The sequence below is a fragment of the Dryocola mayonis genome, assembly GCF_051307045.1.
Taxonomy (GTDB): Bacteria; Pseudomonadota; Gammaproteobacteria; order Enterobacterales; family Enterobacteriaceae; genus Dryocola.
In genome coordinates this window covers 866960-888176 of sequence record NZ_CP150452.1, presented here as the reverse complement: position 1 = coordinate 888176, position 21217 = coordinate 866960, and the positions used below count along the sequence as shown (strand labels likewise).

Below are 21217 nucleotides of genomic sequence, written 5' to 3'. Positions count from 1 at the left end.
ACATAATGCAAAAAATAGCAGCAGTTCTGATCTCCCTTGCCCTTAGCGGGCATGCGCTGGCAGCCGAACCGTTGAAGATGGGCGTGGTGGTTAAGGTGGGCGGCAACGCCTGGTTTAACTCCATGGAAGAAGGCATTAAAAAAGAAGCGGCGAAAGAAGGCGTCAATGCCTGGCAGGTAGGGCCGACAGCGCAGGACCCGGCGCAACAGGTGAAAGCCATTGAAGATCTGATCGCGCAGAAGGTGGATATCATCGGGGTGGTGCCGGTCGATCCAGCGGCGCTTGAACCGGTTTTGAAAAAAGCCAAAGACGCGGGCATCAAAGTAATCGTGCATGAATCCCCGCAGCAGAAATATGCCGACTGGGACTTCGAACTGGTGGATGCCAAAACCTTCGGTGAAAGACATATGCAATTAATGGCCGAATGTATGAAAGAACAGGGCCAGTATTCGATTATTGTCGGCAGCCTGACTATTCCGCTGCATCGCCAGTGGGCACAGTCGGCGATTGACTACCAGAAAACGCACTACCCGAAAATGCAGCAGGTCGGCGATCTGTTTGGCACCGGTGAGTCGGTGGATGACTCCATGCGGGTAACTAACGAAATGATGAGTAAATATCCTGATTTCAAAGGCATGATGGCCTTCGGCTCTCCTGGCCCGGTGGGAGCCGGTCGCGCGGTTCAGCGTCGCAATGCCAAAGATAAAGTGTGTGTGGTGGGCGCATACAGCCCCAGCCAAGCCGCGTCCCTGGTGCGTAGCGGTGATATCAAAGGCGGCTATATCTGGAACCCGATGACCGCAGGCGAGCTATTCGTCCGCATCGGTAAAATGGTGGCGGAAAACAAAGCCATTACCGAGGGGAGCGAAATTGAAGGGATGGGCAAAATACAAGTCGATGCGACGAACCATACACTATACGGCCAGAACCTGGAGAGCCTGGGTAAAGATAATTTGCCGAAGCTGATCAAGATGGGTCTGTAAAGGGAGACTACCGTGAGCGCACGTAAAATCATCATTGATACCGACCCGGCGATCGGCATTCCGGGCACCGACGCCGACGATCCCATCGCCATTATCCTGGCGCTGAAAGATCCCAGGCTGGAGCTGATGGCGGTCACCACCGTATTTGGCAACTGCCCTCCTCTGCTGGGCGCGCGCTGCGCCACCCATATTTTACAGGTGGCGGGACGTACCGATATTCCGGTAGCCGTTGGTCAGGGCGTTCCGATGAGCGGCACGCTGCCGGAACTGCTGCAAAAGGCCTATGAAGGACCTCGCGGACGCGAAGGCAGCATTGTCCTGCCGCATGCGGATGATTCACACTGCGGCCAGCACGCAAGCGAGCTAATTATCGATTTGGTGCGTCAGTATCCTGGTGAGATCAGCCTGGTGTGTATTGGCGCACAGAGCAACCTGGCACTGGCGCTGATCAAGGCGCCGGATATTGCCCCGCTGATTAAAGAAGTGGTGATGATGGCGGGAGCCTTGGGGCTTGACGCTACCTGGGGTCGCGGCAATATCACGCCGGTGGCAGAGTGCAATATCTGGTTTGACCCACAGGCTGCGGACATCGTTTTCCGCTCGGGTATTCCGCTTACGATGGTGAGTCTCGACGTAACCAATGCGGCGACGGGGCTGGTGCTGACCAGAGAACATCTGCAGGGACTGAGCGATGAAACGCCGCTGACCCTGTTGTTGAAACAGGTATGCGCCTGCTATTTCGATGCGCCGATGTTCGATTGGTCGGAAGGCTGCGTGCTTTACGATCCTTTAGCCGTAGCGGTAGCGGCCGACAGGTCGATCGGTGTGTTTAAAGAGATGTCTATCGGTATTGAAACCCAGGGAAAACTCACTATCGGGCAAACAGTGCCCCAGCGTGATATGCCAGACAATGTGCGAGTCTGTACCCATATTGACGGACAGAAAATCGTTCAGGATATCGTGCAGACCATAGTCGAATGAAATAAAGGAGCAGGTGGAAGTCTGCTCCATTCTTCTTTAATACGTGATTAACTCTTTGTCCTGTAAATCACCGCATGCGTAAAACACGCCTCCAGCCACAACTATTTTATCTCGTCGAGTTCAGCGGATAACAATGCGGAGCGGTGATCGCTGACGCCGACACACTAAGCACACTGCTATAAAAGTGAAAAGTAACTGCGGATAAATTCGGAGGAGAACGCTTTAATATTTTTTTGGGTTTGAAATGGTGCCGATAATAGGAGTCGAACCTACGACCTTCGCATTACGAATGCGACGTTATTATATTATCACCATTTTAAAAACCTTCCTTTAAAACCATTAATACATTTTAAAACATGTTGAGGTATCGGGTTAATTATTCATCCTGCAATTGCTGATTGTCGAGAAGACCGGCTCTGTACCGCTCAATTGAACAGACAAAGTGTTCCTCTTGAGTCCATGTTATTGCATCGTGTTTAGTCAGATTTATGATTCCATTCACATAACTTTCTGATAACGGAATGATGAGCGGAAAGCTGCTCTTTTTCTTACCACCGGTTATCTGAGTTCTTCCCTTAAGCTAACAGGCAATCAGATGCCCATTCGCAGGATCCCAACCAGTGTGTTGAGTCCGGTGAATCCTTTTGATCCGATAGTAAAACTGATGTTGCCCGTTTCGGGTCTCGTGATTTGCCATCAGCATTAGCATAAGGGGTATGCTCCAGTCTGGTAGACATGTATGTCGCCACATCCCTATATGCCATGCTGAAGCCCCGGCAGTTATGAACCGGGAATATGGTTTCTCACCTCAAAGAATAACGAAAAAAATGCCGCCTCACCCCCGATAAAATAGAGTAATACCTCCAATTACGACAAAAATAACTGAAAATCGTGACGCGGTTCATATTCAGTCGCCATATGGCGTGAAATACGGTAGAGTGCCTTATCAACTGATAACGGGTATCGATATGATGCCTTGACCGTCAGAGTATCTTTGAAATAAACAGGAAACTCTTTCCTTCTGGCAAGGTGATTATCTTGCCGGATATATTTCTTCACTCTGTGTAAAAATAAAATTATTTCCGCAGCAATGTAAAATATGCAAATCTATACTGAAAACTATTTTTTAAAAATCGGCCTTCAGATATTACTGGAGAATAATGCCGACGGCGATATAAGCAATATGAACGCATTTGATCTGGAGGATAACCTGCTTGCCTTCATTACCAGTTATCATATCCGAAATTATAAAGCAGAGAATTTTATGGGTCCGCTACATTCCTATATCAGTCTTTGTAATGGCGTCATGACAGCAGAAAAGTTATACCACTATCTTAGGCAACATACCTCTGCCCCTTTCATGCTCAGAAAACCCTTGTCCCTTACTGTTAAGGAAATAAATCTGACAAACAGGCTGCTCGCTGGCTACTCTGTACGCAACGTTGCAGAACATTTTCAGATCAACCTTAAAACCGTATACGGGGTAAAAGCACGGGTAGAAAATAAACTGGGTGTACGCAACCTTTCGCAGCTCGCCATGCGCCTTACACTCTGGGAAAGGAAGCTCAATTTACTGACTGGCAGTATGCGCTCCTTTGATGCGCAACGGTGGGCACCGAGTCCTTCACGGGTAGCCAAGAATGTCGTTTTGCGCCAGCGGCGTGGTTACGCGCAACATATCCCATGCGGGTGAGTTTCAGGAGCGCATAGCGTGCGCTATAAATATCAAGTCCGCACGAATCCGCTATTTCCCGGGAGCGTACCCCGTCACCGTTCGTTTCTGCTGCACGGGTAATAAGATATTGCAGTACGACCTGATCCTTAAGACTAAGAGAGTGGGTATTCATAATAAAATCACCTATCTGATGTGGAAAACTGAGCGGCGATTTTACGCAAACAGATAAAAGTGGAAACAACTAAAGATTTAGCTAAGGTTAAATAACAACCTAAGAGAACTTATGTAAAAAAGATCAACCAGTTACATAAAGAGCGTATCATGGCAAAAGACGATGATGCAGCATCTTTACAGGATGCTGAGCAGTATATTCTGGACGGAAGACTGTATTTTTCCACTGAAGAATCGACTCTTCGGGACTTGAATCTGCAGAAAGTAGTAAAATTACAACAGCCAGCCTGTCGATGCCTGGCGTTATTAATTAAGCACCAGGGGGTACTGATACCCCAAAATGATCTCATTACTTATGCCTGGGGAGAAGAACGCTCGCAATATATCGCCCCAAATACGTTTTACCAATCAATGCATCATTTAAGACAGTCACTGGCACAGGTCGGTCTGCCGGATGTGATTTTTACCGTAACGCGGAAGGGAATCGGGATCAGCAGCGAACTGAGTATTATTCCCGCGACGGAATCTGATCCCCCTATACGCAATCAACATCGCTGGCATTCCTTTTTGAGAGTTGGCGGATATTTGTCAACAGCGGCTATTATTATATTTTGCTGTATCATTTTTTTAACATGGCAAAAATCCAGCAAAAAAAAAGAAAATATTTTCAGCAATTATACTCTCATACAGCAGCAGCGATGCCAGATTTACAGTTCCCTAGGCAATCTTACGGATAATAAAGTTAACTTTTTACTTCAGCGTGCCGGAATAACTTGCAGTGAAGATTTGACAATATTTATTACTGTCGCCGCAGGTGGAGAACGAAAAAGTCTTCTCGCCTGTTCAGGGTATACAACCCAAGCGCGACAATGTCAGATATTTATTATCATGGATCCTTTCGATGAAAAAACGCACAATTAAAATCGGAATCCTTTTGGTACTCACGGCTGTTCTTACAATACTGATTTATTCGGTAGTGGTAAACCGTCTACCTTCCCGAACGTCAATACACTCCTGCAAAAGCCAACTGACAGTGAAGCATGGTGAGCTCAGGTTCACTGCCGTTTTTGATTTTAGCTTCATGGTGAAGGGTTACGGATCTGTAGCTATCAACGGTGGAGGCCCTTGCCAGCGGAAAGCGCTTTACGATCGATCGTTCGATGTCATTCACGTACCAGGAAGATCGTGGCCGGTATCTCTTAACGGCAACAGAAATCCGCAGCTATTTCGGCGACGAAGGTGAGAAAAATCCAAGCCTCCCGCATCTGCCCCCATTTTTCGCTAACACGAATACTGATTTATCGCTGTCACAGGCATTTGACGGAAATGACGTGCCGGTGTTCATATTGCTGGGAACAACACCGTTGTTCTATTGCAGCAAGTATGAGTGAACCCAACGATGTGACGCACGTCACACGAACGACAGTGCTGTGAGCAGTTCGTAAGCGGCGGGGTTGCACAGTACCGACGCCGATCCGTTTGTTGGTCCAGGCCGGGTGCCACGCGATATTAGGAGGGGGCGAGGAGCCCCCGGCCCCAGGGTGCCCGTGGCATCCGTGGTTTCACAGGATGGATGCAGTGGTGGGAACGTTCCGCGAATCTTGGGGGGGGGCCGGATGGGGTGGGGCGTTTGGCCTAACGCCCCCCGATGGTACGAAGTCGGTTACGCGGAGTGCGCGATGTTCATAGGCAGGACGTGGTCATAAGTATAGATTCGTGTATGGTGCGTGCCATGTTCGTATTGGGTGTGTATGTTACCGTTGTAGTGGGCCCGTCGAGTACGATTTGTTTTTCCGCGAGTGTTGCACCATCAATTTTGATTGTACCGAAAATTGGTGGTGGGGTGGTGCGTACGACGGTGGTGCGGGCCCGCGTCCCGGACGTAGTAAACGCCCCTATTTTGACATCACGGTCACGTCCGCCGACGGAGATGTTATCGTCAAGGTGAAGAACCGCTTGTCCGAGGACGATGTCGGATGACGGTATTGCAATATTGGTTGTCACGACGTACGGTGGTTGCAGATGGTTGGACTTGGTCGATATAGTAAATTGCACACGTGTTGAGGCGCAGTGTAATGGCTGCACAGACGGATGAAGGGCTTTCACCCGCACATTGAGGGAAGTGGTTTGAGTCCAGTTCTCGACCATTACACCGTCAATGGTGATTCCCCCGTAGAACGTTTGTCCCAGTGCGTGGCTGGGCGTGGCAGTGATCGGTGCCGTTGAGCCGGAGCCAGATTGTTCTATATATTCCACGCATTCAAGGACTTTGGGTGTTGTCGATATCATGCGTTCGGCGCACATGTCCCCGAGGAGTGTGAATGATGTGCACAATCCGGGTGGGGCGTTCGAGGCGAGCAAAGGCGTTATTGTGTGCGATTGGCCATTAAGCAAGGGTGCGATGCACTGTGTCTGGTAGGTGGCGGCCTCGACGAAGGTAGGCAGGACAGCCAGCAGGGTACAGAAGGTGCGCATGGTAGCTCCATGAGAATAAGTGATATTGGAATGGGCAAAGGTGACTGATTCAAAGCCTCCCTTTGCCATATTTCTCACCGGTTATACATGACTGCACTCAGACGAAGGCTGTATCCTTCGATACACCTATTCACAGAGCCGCTCATAAAGCCGCATTCATCTATTTCCGATGGTTACATATTGCACTGCTTGCTCTGGGGTTTATATCCAATCCCTGCAAGCCCTTTTCCTTTGTTACACGGGATCGAGTTTTATTAGGAAAGTCGAATCAACGTTCCTGGGCCAAACTCGCATAAAAGTTCGCCTGCGTGCGCTGTCATTGAGATTAAAGTCATTGCTGCAATAATTAGTCGAATCATGAATTTACCATATTGAAGAAAATAAACATCAACCAAAAATATGCTTAAACACATTTTCCGTTTAATATTCCCACAAAAAGCAATCCATGCGTCAAAATTAAGCCTCGTCTTCCTCGGGTGTTTATCGAATTATCTTCGCCAGAACCGACTTTAAAAAACATGGTCAGACATCAGGAGCTCATCACCTGATGTCTGAATTTCACCCATGTATTCCGCCACACTGTCTAAGAGGAAGAAGAAATCATATAAGTATTAATCGTACATGAAAGTTAACGTCACCGACGATGCAAAACTTCCACCACTAAGCGGCGCGGTAGGAGTTACACGATGATACCCCGCCTTAAAATTGTAATTCCCCTTTTCATTAGTAAGGGGGACTGAAACTGTTGTGCCATATGCAAGAGCCGTATAAGAAGTATTCATAAAACTAAGACCAACTCCTTTTGCCGCTCCCGTATTATTATAGAATGTATTATTTTGTGGATGAGGGGTTCCAGTAACTTTTATCTTGATGGACGAAAGACCTGAAAATGAACAATCTATCGACACTGGAACGTCTATAATATTCTGAGAATAAGTATAATTTTGAAGATGAAGTACACCAATATCCGCCAGTGTGAAGGCCTGACTGCTTACAGCAAATTTGCAGGTTTCCCCCCGGACCGTTACCGAAATGGGTATCGACACCGATTGCGGAGCAGCCATCGCTGCGGGAGGATATATTAATCCAGTAGCCAGGATTACAGACATCGCCAGTTTAGTGAGCGCTTTAATCATAATTTACTCTCTTCTGTTACCGGCAAACGCCGTTAATGCGTATGATTGAGTCCACAACATCTGACGGAGTCAGGTGATAGTCTGCCTGGCAGTTTTGTCGCGCATCCTCTCCCCAGCTGGCGGTAACCACACCTTTCTCTTCCATGCCAGACAAATAAACCTGGCCACCGTCAGCCACAATGCTGCTGTTGTCTTTTGATGCAACTATTGCCCCAAACGGTAAAGGACGTCCGTTATGAGTCAGCGTCATTAACACCCGATAACCACGACGAGCTTTAAATTCGGCGCGAACGACGGCCCCTTTGGTAGGGATCACGCGGAGTATCGAGTCTTCAACATCCGTCAGGTCATCGAGCGCACGGGTATTCACCTGTATGCGGTTTTCACGGTAAGCCGAGGCATAAGGTTTGATGGTGTAGCCCTGCCAGTCTGTCGATACCCCAGGTTCATTTGTGATCCCCACGCCTGAAACGCCGGGCGTGGCAACCAGTACACTGGTTTCACCGAGCGGCTGGCCGATGGTCAGGCCATCACGATGGAGTAGAGCCCCCCCGGAGATACCATAACTCATCTGTTGCCAGTCACTGCTGTAGCTGTAACCGAGGTCAGTGTTACCGTATCCTCCCCGGTATCTCAGCCCGGCGTTACCGCTAGTTCCCTGAGTTCCCTGGCTACGGCTGTAACCCTGAGAGACGTTCCAGTCCAGGTTTCTGTTTTCCAACAGCTGGCCACTCAGTCCGGACTGCTGGCTGACATTGCCACGACCGTCACGACTGCCATTAACGGTGGCATAGACTGGTTTATCTGAGGACCATGAGAACAACCTGTTAAGGGGAACAGACAGAGAAAGGTTGATGTTATGGTCCTTATATGACGGTGCATTCTCGTTTCTGTACCGTGAATAGCTGTAGTTCACCGAATAGTTAACGGGGCCGATCGAGTTACTGTAGCCCGCACGGAATGAGTCATTCCCGGATGACGTATTCCAGTAACTCTCACGAACACCGGTGATCCAGACAGAGCCATAATCCCCCAGGGACTGGGAAACATTGGCCTCAAATCGGGCCCGTCGGTTATTGTAGAGGCTGTAGTAATCAGACCATGTATCAACAATGGGTTGCCCATTATTATCAAGCCCGGAATGGTCATTTCGCCGACCGGTCATGGTTTTCAGGGCGGTTTCATCCAGCGTATGGAATCCCCTGGTGGAATAGCGGTAGCCCGTCAGACGGAACGTAGTGCCCGTCGGGTTGAAGGCATGCGCGTAAAGAAAACGCAGGGACTGTCCCTTGTGTTCGGTGCCATCGGTCAGCGAGCTGTTCGCATGCGTGACATCGGCGGATACGGCCCCCAGACTGCCCATATTAATGCCTGCTCCGGACTGAACGGCAAGGTATTCAGATGAGAACTGTGTTCCACCGTAAAGCGTGACATTATGAGGTAATCCCCACATCAGGGTTCCCTGGGCGAAGGCCGGATCCTGATAACTATCGCTGCTGCCAAGGTATCGACCGGCGGTCAGACTGTATTTCATACGCCCTTCACGCTGCAGGGCGGGAAGCGTCGAGTAAGGGACAGTAAACGTATTAATCCTGCCACTGGCTTCCTTAACCCTGACTTCGAGGTCTCCGCTGGAGTACATGGGACTCAGATCGGTTATTTCAAAAGCACCCGGTGAAACAGTAGTCCGGTAAATAATATATCCATTCTGGCTGATACTGACTTCCGCATTACTTTCCGCTACTCCACGTACCACAGGTGCGAATCCGCGCAGGGTATCCGGGAGCATATTATCGTCGCTGGCGAGCTGAACGCCGCGAAATGCGAGTGAATCAAAAATATCGCTTCCGGTTGTGCTTTCTCCGACAACAAGGCTGCTCTTCAGCGGAATAATAGAGCGCTCTGCGAAGGTTCTCATGCGCTGCCATTGCTGATGTTTTCCATAATTGCTTTCATAATAATTCCAGCTCCGGTCATCGCGAAGACGCCAGCTTCCCAGATTCAGGCCGCTGGACAGACGCAGAAAGTAACTGGTGCCATCGTTATTGCTGCCGAAACGGTTGCTGCCACTGAAGCTGTAATTCATGAGGGCAGCGTTAATGCCATCATCCCATAGCGCCGGATCTGTTTCACCACCTGCCCGGTTGCGGGTAACCAATTGTGGAACACTGAGATCCAGACGCATTTTAGGGAAATCGAACAACGTAAAGGCACCCGGCACATGCTCAGCCAGGTTGACACACTGATCGTTCTTCATCGCCATCAGTGCCGGAAACAGTTCAACTTTCACTCCCGCATTATTCAGCATATCCCTGTTCAGACAGGGGAGCAGACCAGTGCCGTCCCGGGACTTTTCGCCAGCAGGGATAGCATCAAAGCGGACAGACTGGCGGGAAATGAAGTTCTGGTTAAGATAAATCTCAACCATATACGCCCCAGGCAACTGGGAGCCATCTGCACGAAACTGCGATAAATCAACCGCACCCTCTCCATCCATGGAAATAAGTTCCGTCGGGAAATACATTTCTGCATGGGCAGGAAAAGCAGATAAACCGGAGATAAATAAAGCAAGCTTGGCCTTTTTGAATGAATACATTTTTGGTCAACCCGTACACTTGCTATATTATAAATAGCAGAGGAAATATATAAAATAAGAGCAAATTATTTTAATAAGGAATAAAACGGACTCAGAACTTCCAGATAATTTCTTCCGTCAGGCCGCCATAGTCATTGATGGTCTGATAACTCAGAGACGCCGCCCGGGCAGAAGGTAAATTAATGTCTTCCGATCCGGATGGTGGAACCATAACGGATTCTTTGGTCGGCTGACCATCGGCTTTAATTGCGGTCAATGTAATGTAATACGGCGTAGGGTTTTTAACGATGGCTTTATGTCCTTCGCGACTAAATGTCAGTTTCTTTGGGGCCCTCATCAGGCGAAGGGTGAATTCCGGCCGGGCGGACAAACAATTTGATGCGGGTAGCAGCTGACAATATCAGAAGATTTTTACCTTCCACTGCATTCTTGTCGACAGCAGGAATGGCCTTTGAAACGAGGTAATACAGCGTTTCACGGTCTGAAGGCAACTTTGGACCGGCATACATCAGACGCAGTGTGTTTTCGCTTTGTGGGTTACTGACATACAGGGGCGGTGTAACAATAAAATCTTTAGCTTTATTGCCGTCACTGTCCTCAACCCAGGACTGAACCATAAAACGGGAGTCTTCTGAAGTATTATGAGCTGAAATACTGGTTTCTTTCTGGCCTGCAGGATAAATAATCCGGGTTCCCCCCAGCACAACACCGCCGCTGGCCTGAGTCAGCGCGGGCATCAGGCTGGCGAGGAGTAGTATAGAAACACTCCACATTTTATTATGTAAAAAGATTGGCATGGTATCCTCCTAAATAAAGCGCCGACCAAAATTAATCGGCGCGATACGACTTACTGGTAGTTCACAGTGAAGTTAGCTGATGCATTAGCGTCACCAGCGGCGACATCATCGTCGAGTGCGATATAACGAGCGGCAAATGCCAGTTCGTTGCTGCCGTCAACCATTGTCTGACCAGCAGAAGCAGTAGAACCATCAATTACCAATGGTGCGCCAGCCTGAAGGATTTGAAGACCGACGTTGGTAGTTGCCACAGCAGAAGTTGCCAGAGTATCATCCTTGCCGCTCACAGCATTACCGCTGAAGACGATTGAAACAGAGCCCGGGTTGGTGGCTGTATCACAACCTTCGAGAGTAATAGAGAACGGTTTTTCCTGGGAGGTAGTACCTGCTCCAGTAAATACGCTGACAGCAACATCACCCATCGGTACCGTCTGGGCCTTTAGAGCCAGCATTCAGACTACAGGAAGTTTCCACAACTTTACCGGTGAAATTAACAGTGCTGGATTCACCTTCAACGGCGAAAGCAGAAGATGCTGCGAAGATTGCCGGGATAGCCAGAGCAATTAATTTTAATTTCATTAGAATAAATTCCTTTCATGTATCTATTTTTTTGAATTAAATAGGTTGATTGTCAGAAATGGCTGTCATATTCACCTAAGTTAAATATTAAAGGGAAGACATATATGGCTAGCCTCATGTTTCTGACGGGGATGAATTTACACAGCAAAAGAATATTCAACAACCAAAATTGATAAAGGAAATAAAAAAAAGTAAATATATCTAAAACACATTCCACCAACACCCAATCACTACAAAAACAATAGCAAAATACCGCATCGCGACATAATGTTCTGGTGAAAAATATCAGCTAAAAATTTTATCTTTCGCTTACCGCATTTAACTAATAACTAAGGGACAGCAATTCACAGAAACATAATGCTAACAATTACAACTTATATTTAACAAGCACACAAAAAAAACACATTACTTATTTCTCTTATCTTATTAGGTGCCAACCATTTTACATGAGCTTATACAATGCCCCTTACCTCCATATATTATATCGCAATACCAGATATCCCCACTACCCTTATAGCAAGCCACGCATCACAACCAACCCTTTAGATAAAGCCTCTATTTTTTACTTCACTCTTACTATTTGATTGTTATTTCACCTTCCCATTTGTATTATCTGACGCAAAACTCAGTTAATCTTGACCAAAAACTTACTCACTGGCCTATTACCCTAAGTGAGTTTTCGATAAAATATAATTAATCAGTCGTAAAGATAATTTTAGATAAAAAAATAATAGCCGTAACATTACTAACCTTAAGCGCACAGTCATTCGCTGGCGTTGTCACATGCAACGCAAAGTATTTTTACAAAGGTCTGGAGCGTACCTGGCATGTTCCAGAATTAAAAGGCACAACAGTAAATGTCATCAGCGCCAATTCGTATATATCGTGGGAGCCGTATCTGGATCTCGATAATGCCATGGAAATACATCCTCCTTATTGGTGGTTTTTATTGTCCTTTTAAAACATCCACAGGCAGGACCAAGGGTAGCAGGAGAGATCAAAATTGAAAAAACTGACTCGCCCTATCCAGCCCCCTCAGTTACAGCCCTGGTAACTGGCGACGTTACCGTAAAAATTGGGCAAACCGCTTTGGATTCAATACCCAAAACAATAGAAGGTGGAGAAATTATGGTGGACGTTATTGAAAAAGATATAATAGGTACCCATTCAGGGATGATGCTCTTGCAAGTAGAATGCCCCTGAATCGGAATCCAGGCAGTGGAAGATCCTGGATGAATGCGAACTGAATATTGCATGCTTTTGTTTGGTTAAAGACATTATCATGAGCATCGTTAATGTCATGATAATGTCGTGATATTTTTTACCTCGACATATATCAAGCAAAAATAAGATCAGCGTGATGTCCAGGCCTCAGAGTACGTCCGGCCTCTGAACATTTCAGCCAGTCCGTTTATTTGACTCAAGCGCAGGACTTCATCCGGTTCCATACCCAGCTCTTTCGCAATGCGTGGAGCATCCCAGCCGAGGCGCGTCAGTTCCTGCACCAGGGCTGACATGGCCTGTATCTGATGACGGCCTCGCGCCCTGTTATGTCTGACCGTAGCAGCAATACGCCCTTCCCGGTTTGAGTCCTTTTTCACTGTAACGACCGGCACATAGCCATTATAACGCTTCTTTAACACCGGCTCTTCCATGCTGATCTGGTGACGGTGAAAACCATCTATCAGCTCATAATGACCATTGTCCAGTGGGCTGACGACAAGTGGCTGAGTAAAGCCGTCGGTCATCATGGAATGAACAAGCAGGTTGAGCTCCGGCGGCGCGATATTATTGGGGTTATAGTCGTTCCCCACAACAAGCTCCCCCGGTATCCACTGCACGGCGCTCACAGGTTCCTGACCGAATTCCCCCTTCTGACTGACATATACTGAAAGCTGATTTAAGATCATCGTGCTCTGGTCTGCCTGCATATCTTCCAGTAATGCATCAAGCTGCATACAGATCTCTTTCAGGGCACCAAAATGTTCCATGTTTTCCTCCTGTTTTTCATCCGCTCCAGGTAGCGGGCATAATGTCGGGGTTTTGTCGGACTAAAGCTGAGCCCGCGGCACCAGTAGTCATTTCCCAGTAAAACCTTACAGATACGACGCCAGGAGGGAATATCTTTTGCCCCTGTATCTTTTTCCTGTTCATCCGGAATATCTACAGGGTATTGCCTCTGCTGATACCAGCGAAGATAAACCGCGATCTTATTTTTATAATGCTCGGCCGTAGGTTCCGGCATGCTGTCCAGCAGGGCAAACGCGTATGCCTTCCAGCTAAGATGGCCAGGTTTTGTCAGATGACGACGGGCATAGAAGGCAGAATTATTCCTGGCGTAGGTTCCTCCGGTGTTGGCACCACTGACGCGCTGACAAAGTAATGCCCAGCGCTCAGGCTCCAGAATATGGTAAAGCCACAAACCCTGTCGCTGCTCAGGGCCAAAAGGTTCACAGACCCGCATAAACCTCATGGGAACACCGGCCTGATACATCAGGTTGTACAAAGGGTTACAGCGTTTGTTCGGGTTCCGGGCAAAATAAGTCCATATATCTGACACTTTCCAGTCATAGATGGGATAAATATTCCAGGTATTACCGGAGGCACTGGCGGTGGTCCAGGGCTTATCGTCGGCATAGCATATTTTTTGTCGGTTAGTAATTGCACGATAACGGTTGAGAGACTCATCAGTGCGGATGCCAATCATCATCGCCGCAGGGCTCTTGCCGGCAAACCAGTCAGAAAACCCAAGGGTAAAATCCTCAAATGTCATGGCGGAGGCATAAAAGGAGAAATAATCAGGATCAGTGATGGCATCAGCAGGAGATTCCCTGACCCAGGAACGGCCTTTTTCCCAGCACACCCATTCCGGCTGGAACTGAGAGACACCGTTCACCGTAGTGAGCGGAAGAGCCACCCATATAAACTGCTCAATGACATCCGCATATTCCGCTTTTAAGGCCCTGACATGGTCAATAGTCATCTGAAACTGCACTTCCCAGTCAATAAATAATACACAGAACTTCCGGCCCATCAGGCGGGCGATGTCAGCGGTTCGGTGTAGCATGACGGTAGAATCCTTTCCGCCGGAAAGAGACAGACAGACGCGAGAAAAAGTGTCCAGTGTCCAGGTAATACGTTCGGTTGTTGCATCAAAAACTGTCATTCCCAGAGGGATCTTGTCTGTCATTACCACTTTTATCAGCCTTATGTTATTTGCGCGTTGCCTCACTTCTGAGGAGATCCGCCGTGGTACTGTATTTTTAAGACACCTGGCGAGAAACAAGGAAATTTGTTATTCCGTTTCGTCCCGTGACATACACACCTATAAATACCCTGGCCAGACCGCCGGTAACAAAGCTGAGAGTGAATAAACAAGACGAAATGCCATAATGCGAATTTGCGGGTAACCCACATTGGGGTCAGGATTCGGCCTGTCCAATGACTCTTCTCGCCGTAAGGTAACGTTGTTTCCAGTAATTATTTGTTAATTTTGATAGTGTCACGCCTCGTGAACCGGAAGCATGTATAAACTGATGATGGCCGACAGAAACACCGACATGACGTACATCAGGTTTAGTCATAAAAAACACCAGGTCACCGGAACGGAGTTTTTTCCGGCTAACATAAAATCCGGTATGACTGAGCTCAGACGTTGTCCGGGGTAATTTCTTGCGCAATGTTTTGGCCAGAACTTTCCGGGCAAACGCCGAGCAGTCAATGCCGCCGCGACTGTTCCCTCCCCACCGGTAACGCGTTCCCTTCCATTTACTGAATTCCGACAACAGGTGTAAGCGGAGCTGACTACCGCGCAGGGATGTTTGAACGATTTTAGTATCGGTAATTCGCCCGGTTAAATTCACGGATGCATGAGAACACAATGCGGCCGCAAACAAAGCAGCAGATAGCAAAATTCTAATCATAACTCACATTAATTTCGTGCATATAAACTCTCAGTTCTTAATCCACACGCTAAGCCTCTTTTATTATTTAAATGATGATTTTTAACTTGTGACCTTCCATTAATAAATATACCTTCATATTGAAGGTGTGCTTATTAACCCCTATTAATATATCATCTGGGCAGATATATTAACAAGACGAAATATGTACATAGCTGCCATTCAATAATTAAATCTGTTTCACCATGGGTGAAATACAATTTTACGACAGAATCAGTAGCAGACCTGGGATTTGCGCGTCATTGTGTCGCAGAGGTATAAACAACAGAACTTGATATCAAAAAGACGTGTCAGGCAGGTGAGATCTACTCCTCAGGATTTATCCACGATACGGCTGTATGGACGCAGCCTGGATAATGAAGAGCAGACCTTGTACGGGAGCTTTTCCCGGTACTGCACTATCAGTCGGGCAGACGCAGTCTGTGGTTCTCTTTACACCGGGTGCATTTTCCTTGTTGCTGAACAATCAGCGTGAACTGATTAAACATGGCTTATGTCGGCATAAAGGGCCAGGAAACGCTTGAGCATCTCGCCGAACAGGTGAATATCCTCCTCCCCGGTAAAGCCGCTGCTGTCGAGGGTCGCCAGATTTGGATTCAGGATGGTTTGCAGATGGTTGCGCGTCCACAGCAAGGTAATCGAATTCCGGGATAGGGTCGTCAGATTTATGCTCAGACAACATCTCAGGTTACTTTTGCACCCGTGAGGGGCCCGAAGATCCCTACCATGAAAAAATAACTGCAATTAAAATTATTTCAGATAGATATTATCTCCGTGAATCCCCCCGCATCCTTACCGGATAGCGGGGATTTTTTTCTTTACGGAGTTTTGTATGCATAAATCTGACGGCCTTCAGGCCATTGAGAAACCCCTGGCTTCACTACCGCTCGCCATAGGCGGACAAATCCTTAAACACATCCACAAGCTGGCGCACCATGAGCCGGTAATTGGCATTATGGGGAAAACGGGTGCTGGCAAATCGAGCCTGTGCAATGAGCTGTTCCGGGGTGAAATATCTCCTGTCAGCGATGTAGACGCCTGCACCCGCGGCGCTCTGCGTTTCCGTCTTTGCAGCGGTGAGCGCAGTCTCGTTATTGTGGATTTGCCTGGCGTGGGCGAGAACGAACAGCGGGACCATGAGTACACAGCCCTGTATAGCCGCATTTTGCCTGAGATGGACCTGGTGTTGTGGGTTATCAAAGCAGATGATCGGGCATTATCCTGAGCGGCTCGACTTCGATCACTTCTATAACATGTACGAGCGTAACGGCGCTGCGTTTGGCGCAGTGCATACGCTGTTAGATGCGTGCTGGGTAGATATTGTCGGCAGTGAGTTCGATGGTTAATCGCAAGCATCGGATGAACTGGGAGGCTAAGCGCGACAGCCTGCTTAGAAGAGGTAAGCCGGTTCCCGAATTTAAGGATAAACCAGCGGCGGCAGCCACCAGGGCTACACATCTTGCTTTCATCCGGGCGCTTTTACGATGCGCTGCCAATGAATGGAGATGGATAGCCAAAGCACCGAACATCAAATGCCCGGTGCCGAAAAACAAGCGTATTCGCTGGCTAACCAAAGAGGAAGCGGCGAACCTGATCCGGGAACTTCCAGGGCATATGAAGCCTGTTGTTATTTTTGCACTGGCGACGGGGCTGCGCAGGTCGAACATAACAGGCCTGGAGTAGTCGCAAATTGATATGCAGAGGAAGGTCGCATGGATTCATCCTGAGGATGCGAAGGCAGGAAGGGCTATTGGGGTCGCCCTGAATGAATCGGCCTGTAAGGTATTACGGAGTCAGTTGGGGAAACACAACCGGTGGGTCTTTGTTCACACTGAATCATCCGTTCGTCCGGATGGCACGAGAACAAAGGCAGTACGCAAAATGCGCAGTGATGCTAACACGGCGTGGCGCGCAGCGTTGAGGCGGGCGGGAATAGAAAATTTCCGCTTCCATGACCTGCGGCATACCTGGGCAAGCTGGCTTGTTCAGTCCGGCGTACCACTCAGCGCACTGCAGGAAATGGGTGGATGGGAAAGTATCGAGATGGTGCAGAGATATGCGCACCTGGCACCGAATCACCTGACGCAGCATGCCATGCAAATCGATTCATTCCTGGCGGGGAATGGCATAAATATGGCACAAGGCGCTTTTGCTGAACTGGTGAATATCGCGTGAAGCCGCGTGGTTGCTGGTGCCGATAATAGGAGTCGAACCTACGACCTTCGCATTACGAATGCGCTGCTCTACCAACTGAGCTATATCGGCTTTTCAGGAGAGGGTCACGGGCGTGACCACGGTGTAAAAGGGTAAGAAAATCGGCCCGGCTCGTCAACCGCTGCTTTGTTTAGTTGCTTGTTTTTAGAGCGGCCTGCGGCAAAAGCCGCACAAAATGCACGGCCTCAATGTGCCAGCCGAAAAGCGGGTGCCGGGCACCCGCTTGCTTCAGGCGATGCCGGTGGTGACGGTAAAGGTACGAGTTTGCTGCGGCTCCAGCTCAATCAACGAGCCATTACGCTGCGCGGCAAGGAAACCTTCCGGACGGCAGGTCGCGGGCAACGCAAACGCCGCAACCTGCTGATCGCCGTTGTACAGGATCCAGCGGGTGACGTAGTTCAGCTCACTGCTTGCAAAACGGGTGACGAACGTGGTGCCATCCGGCGCGGTCATGCTGAATTCAGGCTTATCCGTCCACGCGTCAAGCTTGTCCGCAAAGAAGACGATTTCCGGATCGTAAAAACCGGGCTCGTTAAGCGTCGTCAGCGAGGCTTCCCCCTGCAGAATCCGCTGGTTAAACGCCAGCCACCGCTCGGTGGGCTTCACGTGCGCCGGAACCGACTCGCGCAGCTTCAGCGCCTCATCCGGGATGTTCTGGCTGAAGGTGGCGTCCGGCACATACGCATAGTTCATATGGCACATGTACTGCAGCGGCATCGCCACAGAGGCCAGGTTGGTGACCGCCATCTGGATGTCAAACAGCGCGCTGGCTTTGCGCATCACCACCGCAGGCTGCGCCCGGTAGCGGTGGCCGAATCCCATCACATATTCATAGCGCCCGGTAACGCGCAGGCTGTCGTCGTCCAGCTCCAGCCAGGCCTCATCCATCGCCGCGCAGGCCATCTCGCCGTGCAGCGGATGGTTATCCTCCGGCGACGGACAGCCATTCGCCAGCAGGGCCTGAGTGGAAGGCGAAGCAGCCGTAGGTCGCCACCACTTCCGCCGCGGGCTTCGGCTGGCTGAACATGTTACGCATGGTCAGATCGCAGCCGTCGAAACAGGCGTCCCAAATCATCTGCCCCATCCAGGGCAGAATGACCAGCTGGCCTCGGCTGTTTTGTACCCGCAGCCCTTCCACGCCGCTGGCATAACGAAACGCCGTTACCGTAAAATCGCTGTTTTGCAGCAGGATACGCGGCTGTTCGCCGAAGAGCTCCCGCCATAAGGTGATACGTGTTGTCATCATCAGTTCCCTCAGGATGCGATGGCTGCGGGCACGTCGCCGCGCACTTTGCTTTCACGCCAGAAGTAAATGCCGACGTAGATAAAGCACAGCATGGAGACCAGGAACGAGAGCTGCAGCGAGTGGAACATATCCGCCACGTAGCCCTGGATTGCCGGAACAAACGCCGCGCCGACGATCGCCATCACAATCACCGCTCCCGCCATCTCGGTATGTTCGTTATCCACCGTGTCCAGGGTTCCGGCATAAATGGTCGCCCAGCATGGTCCAAACAGCACGCTCACCAGCACCGCGACGTATACCGCGCTGAAGCTTGGCGCCAGCGCCACGTAAGCCAGCAGCAGCGCGCCAACGATGGAGTAAAGAATTAAAACTTTTTCCGGGTTGAAACGCGTCATCAGCACGTTGGCGATAAACTTGCCGATGAAGAAGCAGGCGAAGCTGTAGACCATGAAGTTCGAGGCATCACGCTCGTTGATGTTGCCCATTTCCAGCGCCAGACGGATGGTGAACGACCACACCGCCACCTGCATGCCGACGTAGAGGAACTGCGCCACAATGCCGCGGCGGAAGCGGGCGTTGGTCGCCAGGTAGCGCAGCGTCTCCATGGCCGACGGGCGTTTACGGCTGGTCTTTTGCGCCACTTTACAGGTCGGGAAGCGGGTCAGCAGGAACAGCACCATCACCACCACCAGCACCATAATCATGTACTTGTAGGGTTCGAGCGTGTTTTCCAGCATCAGCACCTTAAAGTTATGCATCTGCTCGGCGTTCATGCCCGCCATCTGTTTTTGCAGGCTCTCGCCTTCGGAGAAGACCAGATATTTACCCAGCAGAATGCCGGAGGCGGCGCCAATGGGATAAAAGGTCTGGCTGATATTCAGGCGCAAGGTGGCGTACGCCTTCGGGCCAATCATCGAACTGTAGGTATTCGCCGCCGTTTCCAGGAAGCTCAGGCCGATGGCGATGGCGAAAATAGCCGCGAGGAACATGGTGTAGGTTGCCATGTGCGACGCCGGGAAAAAGAGCGTACAGCCGACGATATACAGCGTCAGGCCGGTTAATATCGCCACTTTATAGCTGGTTTTCTTAATAACAAGGGATGCCGGGATCGCTATTAAAAAATAACCGCCGTAAAACGCGCTCTGTACTAATGCCGAGGCAAAGTTACTGAGTGAAAATACACTTTTAAATTGTGTAATCAGAATATCATTTAAGGCGGCTGCGCATCCCCATAACGGGAATAAACAGGATAACAAAATAAACTGGAACAGAGGGGTCTTATTCAGATACCCATCGGGCATCTGAATTATTTTTTTATCGTTCATAGTGCTACCTTTTACAGTGCAGGGAGATTATTCGTTTAACGCCAGGAACTCGTTAAATTGCTCAATGCTCGGGTAAGATGACTGTGTGCCCTTTCCGGTGACGCTAAAAGCCGCGAAGAGGGCTGCTTTTTTCATGGCGGCTTCAACGCTGCCGCTCTGGACATAATAATGGGTAAAGCAACCGATGAAGGCATCGCCCGCGCCGCTGGTATCCACCGCGTTCACTTTAAACGCCGGAACGTGTATTTCCTGGTCGCGCGTCATCCATAGCGCCCCTTTTTCGCCCATGGTCACGATAATATTATTCAGCCCCTTATCAACCAGGCTGCGGGCGGCGGTACGGATATTTTCATAAGTATCAACCGGCATGCCGGTTAATATTTCGAGCTCGGTTTCGTTAGGCACAAAGAAATCACATTTACAGGCATAGGACATATCGAATTCACGCAGCGCAGGCGCCGGATTTAATAACACTTCGATGCCGTGCTTGTTGCCGAACTCAATGGCGTGATAAACCGTCTCCAGCTGAACTTCCAGCTGCAGGACGATAAGCCGGCATTTTTTTAAATCGTCCGCCGCGCGATCGATATCTTCCGGGGAGAGAAATTTGTTCGCCCCTTTAATAATCAGAATGCTGTTGCTGGAGTTGGCGTTCACAAAGATAGGTGCCACGCCGCTGCTGGTGCAGGGCACTTTTTCCACATAGGTCGTGTTGATGCCCCAGGATTCGAGATTGCGGATGGTGTTATCCGCAAAAATATCATCCCCGACCTTGGTCAGCATCAGCACTTTTGAATTCAGCTTGGCAGCCGCCACGGCCTGGTTCGCCCCTTTTCCGCCGCAGCCAATCTTAAAGGGCCGGCGCTTCCAGGGTCTCCCCTTCTTTAGGCATCTGGTTGGTGTAGGTGATGAGATCAACCATGTTTGAGCCGATAACCGCGATATCCATTTTACTACCTCTCAGAAACAATCACATAACAATGATATTTAAGTAACATTATCATGTTATTTTAGTATCATTTGTGACTAAGATCGCGATTAAAAGATCATTTCAGCGTTTACTTAACGGGCACTATG

The 21217-nt window shown here is 49.3% G+C and carries 16 protein-coding genes, 1 tRNA gene and 6 pseudogenes; 7 read left to right on the top strand and 16 right to left on the bottom strand.

Annotation, left to right across the window (positions count from 1 at the left end; all coding sequences use genetic code 11):
* The first annotated feature begins 5 nt into the window (after window positions 1-5).
* The 3 genes from WLO32_RS04295 to WLO32_RS04285 all read left to right on the top strand — a co-directional run bounded on the left by WLO32_RS04295 (window position 6) and on the right by WLO32_RS04285 (window position 3657).
* Window positions 6-983: a substrate-binding domain-containing protein gene (locus WLO32_RS04295; RefSeq protein ID WP_435947302.1), complete on the top strand. Its 978-nt coding sequence runs from the start codon at window positions 6-8 to the stop codon at window positions 981-983.
* 12 nt (window positions 984-995) lie between these two features.
* Window positions 996-1964 (top strand): nucleoside hydrolase, encoded by a 969-nt coding sequence (locus tag WLO32_RS04290; protein WP_435947301.1) that lies wholly within the window; start codon window positions 996-998, stop codon window positions 1962-1964.
* A 1099-nt stretch (window positions 1965-3063) separates the two neighbouring features.
* A complete protein-coding gene (locus WLO32_RS04285; RefSeq protein ID WP_435947300.1) occupies window positions 3064-3657 on the top strand; it encodes a LuxR C-terminal-related transcriptional regulator in 594 nt (197 codons plus the stop codon).
* A 28-nt stretch (window positions 3658-3685) separates the two neighbouring features.
* Here WLO32_RS04285 and WLO32_RS04280 read toward each other — a convergent pair.
* A pseudogene (locus WLO32_RS04280) lies at window positions 3686-3811 on the bottom strand (hypothetical protein); the annotation flags it as partial.
* Window positions 3812-3960: 149 nt separating this feature from the next.
* Between WLO32_RS04280 and WLO32_RS04275 the strand changes: the two are divergent.
* Window positions 3961-4731, top strand: a complete 771-nt coding sequence (locus tag WLO32_RS04275; protein ID WP_435947299.1) for a winged helix-turn-helix domain-containing protein — start codon at window positions 3961-3963, stop codon at window positions 4729-4731.
* A 762-nt stretch (window positions 4732-5493) separates the two neighbouring features.
* Here the strand turns inward: WLO32_RS04275 and WLO32_RS04270 are convergent.
* The 7 genes from WLO32_RS04270 to WLO32_RS04240 form a co-directional block, all read right to left on the bottom strand.
* Window positions 5494-6354, bottom strand: a complete 861-nt coding sequence (locus tag WLO32_RS04270) for a hypothetical protein (protein WP_435947298.1) — start codon at window positions 6352-6354, stop codon at window positions 5494-5496.
* Window positions 6355-6896: 542 nt separating this feature from the next.
* Window positions 6897-7421 (bottom strand): fimbrial protein, encoded by a 525-nt coding sequence (locus WLO32_RS04265; RefSeq protein WP_435947297.1) that lies wholly within the window; start codon window positions 7419-7421, stop codon window positions 6897-6899.
* Window positions 7422-7437: 16 nt separating this feature from the next.
* Window positions 7438-10017, bottom strand: a complete 2580-nt coding sequence (locus WLO32_RS04260) for a fimbria/pilus outer membrane usher protein (protein ID WP_435947296.1) — start codon at window positions 10015-10017, stop codon at window positions 7438-7440.
* Between the two features lie 91 nt (window positions 10018-10108).
* Window positions 10109-10354, bottom strand: a complete 246-nt coding sequence (locus tag WLO32_RS04255; RefSeq protein ID WP_435947295.1) for a fimbrial biogenesis chaperone — start codon at window positions 10352-10354, stop codon at window positions 10109-10111.
* Entirely contained in the window at window positions 10326-10814 is a 489-nt protein-coding gene (locus WLO32_RS04250; protein WP_435947294.1) for a fimbria/pilus periplasmic chaperone, read from the bottom strand. The genes WLO32_RS04255 and WLO32_RS04250 overlap by 29 nt, the downstream gene beginning before the upstream one ends.
* A gap of 50 nt (window positions 10815-10864) precedes the next feature.
* On the bottom strand, window positions 10865-11236 hold the full coding sequence (locus WLO32_RS04245) for a fimbrial protein (protein ID WP_435947293.1): 372 nt from the start codon (window positions 11234-11236) through the stop codon (window positions 10865-10867).
* On the bottom strand, window positions 11229-11393 hold the full coding sequence (locus WLO32_RS04240) for a hypothetical protein (protein WP_435947292.1): 165 nt from the start codon (window positions 11391-11393) through the stop codon (window positions 11229-11231). Before WLO32_RS04240 ends, WLO32_RS04245 begins: the two co-directional genes overlap by 8 nt.
* Window positions 11394-12329: 936 nt before the next feature.
* On the opposite strand from WLO32_RS04240, the gene WLO32_RS04235 reads away from it, so the two are divergent.
* Window positions 12330-12596 (top strand): hypothetical protein, encoded by a 267-nt coding sequence (locus WLO32_RS04235; protein WP_435947291.1) that lies wholly within the window; start codon window positions 12330-12332, stop codon window positions 12594-12596.
* Between the two features lie 149 nt (window positions 12597-12745).
* On the opposite strand, the gene WLO32_RS04230 is transcribed toward WLO32_RS04235, so the two are convergent.
* From WLO32_RS04230 to WLO32_RS04215, 4 genes and pseudogenes are all read right to left on the bottom strand, one after another.
* A complete protein-coding gene (locus WLO32_RS04230; RefSeq protein WP_435947290.1) occupies window positions 12746-13384 on the bottom strand; it encodes an IbrB-like domain-containing protein in 639 nt (212 codons plus the stop codon).
* A complete protein-coding gene (locus WLO32_RS04225) occupies window positions 13363-14583 on the bottom strand; it encodes a phosphoadenosine phosphosulfate reductase (RefSeq protein WP_435947289.1) in 1221 nt (406 codons plus the stop codon). The genes WLO32_RS04230 and WLO32_RS04225 overlap by 22 nt, the downstream gene beginning before the upstream one ends.
* A 232-nt stretch (window positions 14584-14815) precedes the next feature.
* Window positions 14816-15316, bottom strand: coding sequence for an NlpC/P60 family protein (locus tag WLO32_RS04220; protein WP_435947288.1), 501 nt, complete (start codon window positions 15314-15316; stop codon window positions 14816-14818).
* A 440-nt stretch (window positions 15317-15756) separates the two neighbouring features.
* Window positions 15757-15937, bottom strand: a pseudogene (locus WLO32_RS04215) (type VI secretion system baseplate subunit TssF); the annotation flags it as partial.
* A 250-nt stretch (window positions 15938-16187) separates the two neighbouring features.
* Here WLO32_RS04215 and WLO32_RS04210 point away from each other — a divergent pair.
* Window positions 16188-16577, top strand: a pseudogene (locus WLO32_RS04210) (GTPase); the annotation flags it as partial.
* Between the two features lie 95 nt (window positions 16578-16672).
* Window positions 16673-17530 (top strand): annotated as a pseudogene (locus WLO32_RS04205) (site-specific integrase); the annotation flags it as partial.
* Window positions 17531-17544: 14 nt separating this feature from the next.
* Here WLO32_RS04205 and WLO32_RS04200 read toward each other — a convergent pair.
* The 4 genes and pseudogenes from WLO32_RS04200 to rbsK form a co-directional block, all read right to left on the bottom strand.
* Window positions 17545-17620: transfer RNA gene (locus WLO32_RS04200), tRNA-Thr, on the bottom strand.
* A 177-nt stretch (window positions 17621-17797) separates the two neighbouring features.
* A pseudogene (locus WLO32_RS04195) lies at window positions 17798-18812 on the bottom strand (aldose 1-epimerase family protein).
* 11 nt (window positions 18813-18823) lie between these two features.
* Window positions 18824-20140, bottom strand: a complete 1317-nt coding sequence (fucP, locus tag WLO32_RS04190) for an L-fucose:H+ symporter permease (RefSeq protein WP_435947287.1) — start codon at window positions 20138-20140, stop codon at window positions 18824-18826.
* A gap of 27 nt (window positions 20141-20167) precedes the next feature.
* Window positions 20168-21089 (bottom strand): annotated as a pseudogene (gene rbsK, locus WLO32_RS04185) (ribokinase).
* Between the last annotated feature and the right edge of the window lie 128 nt (window positions 21090-21217).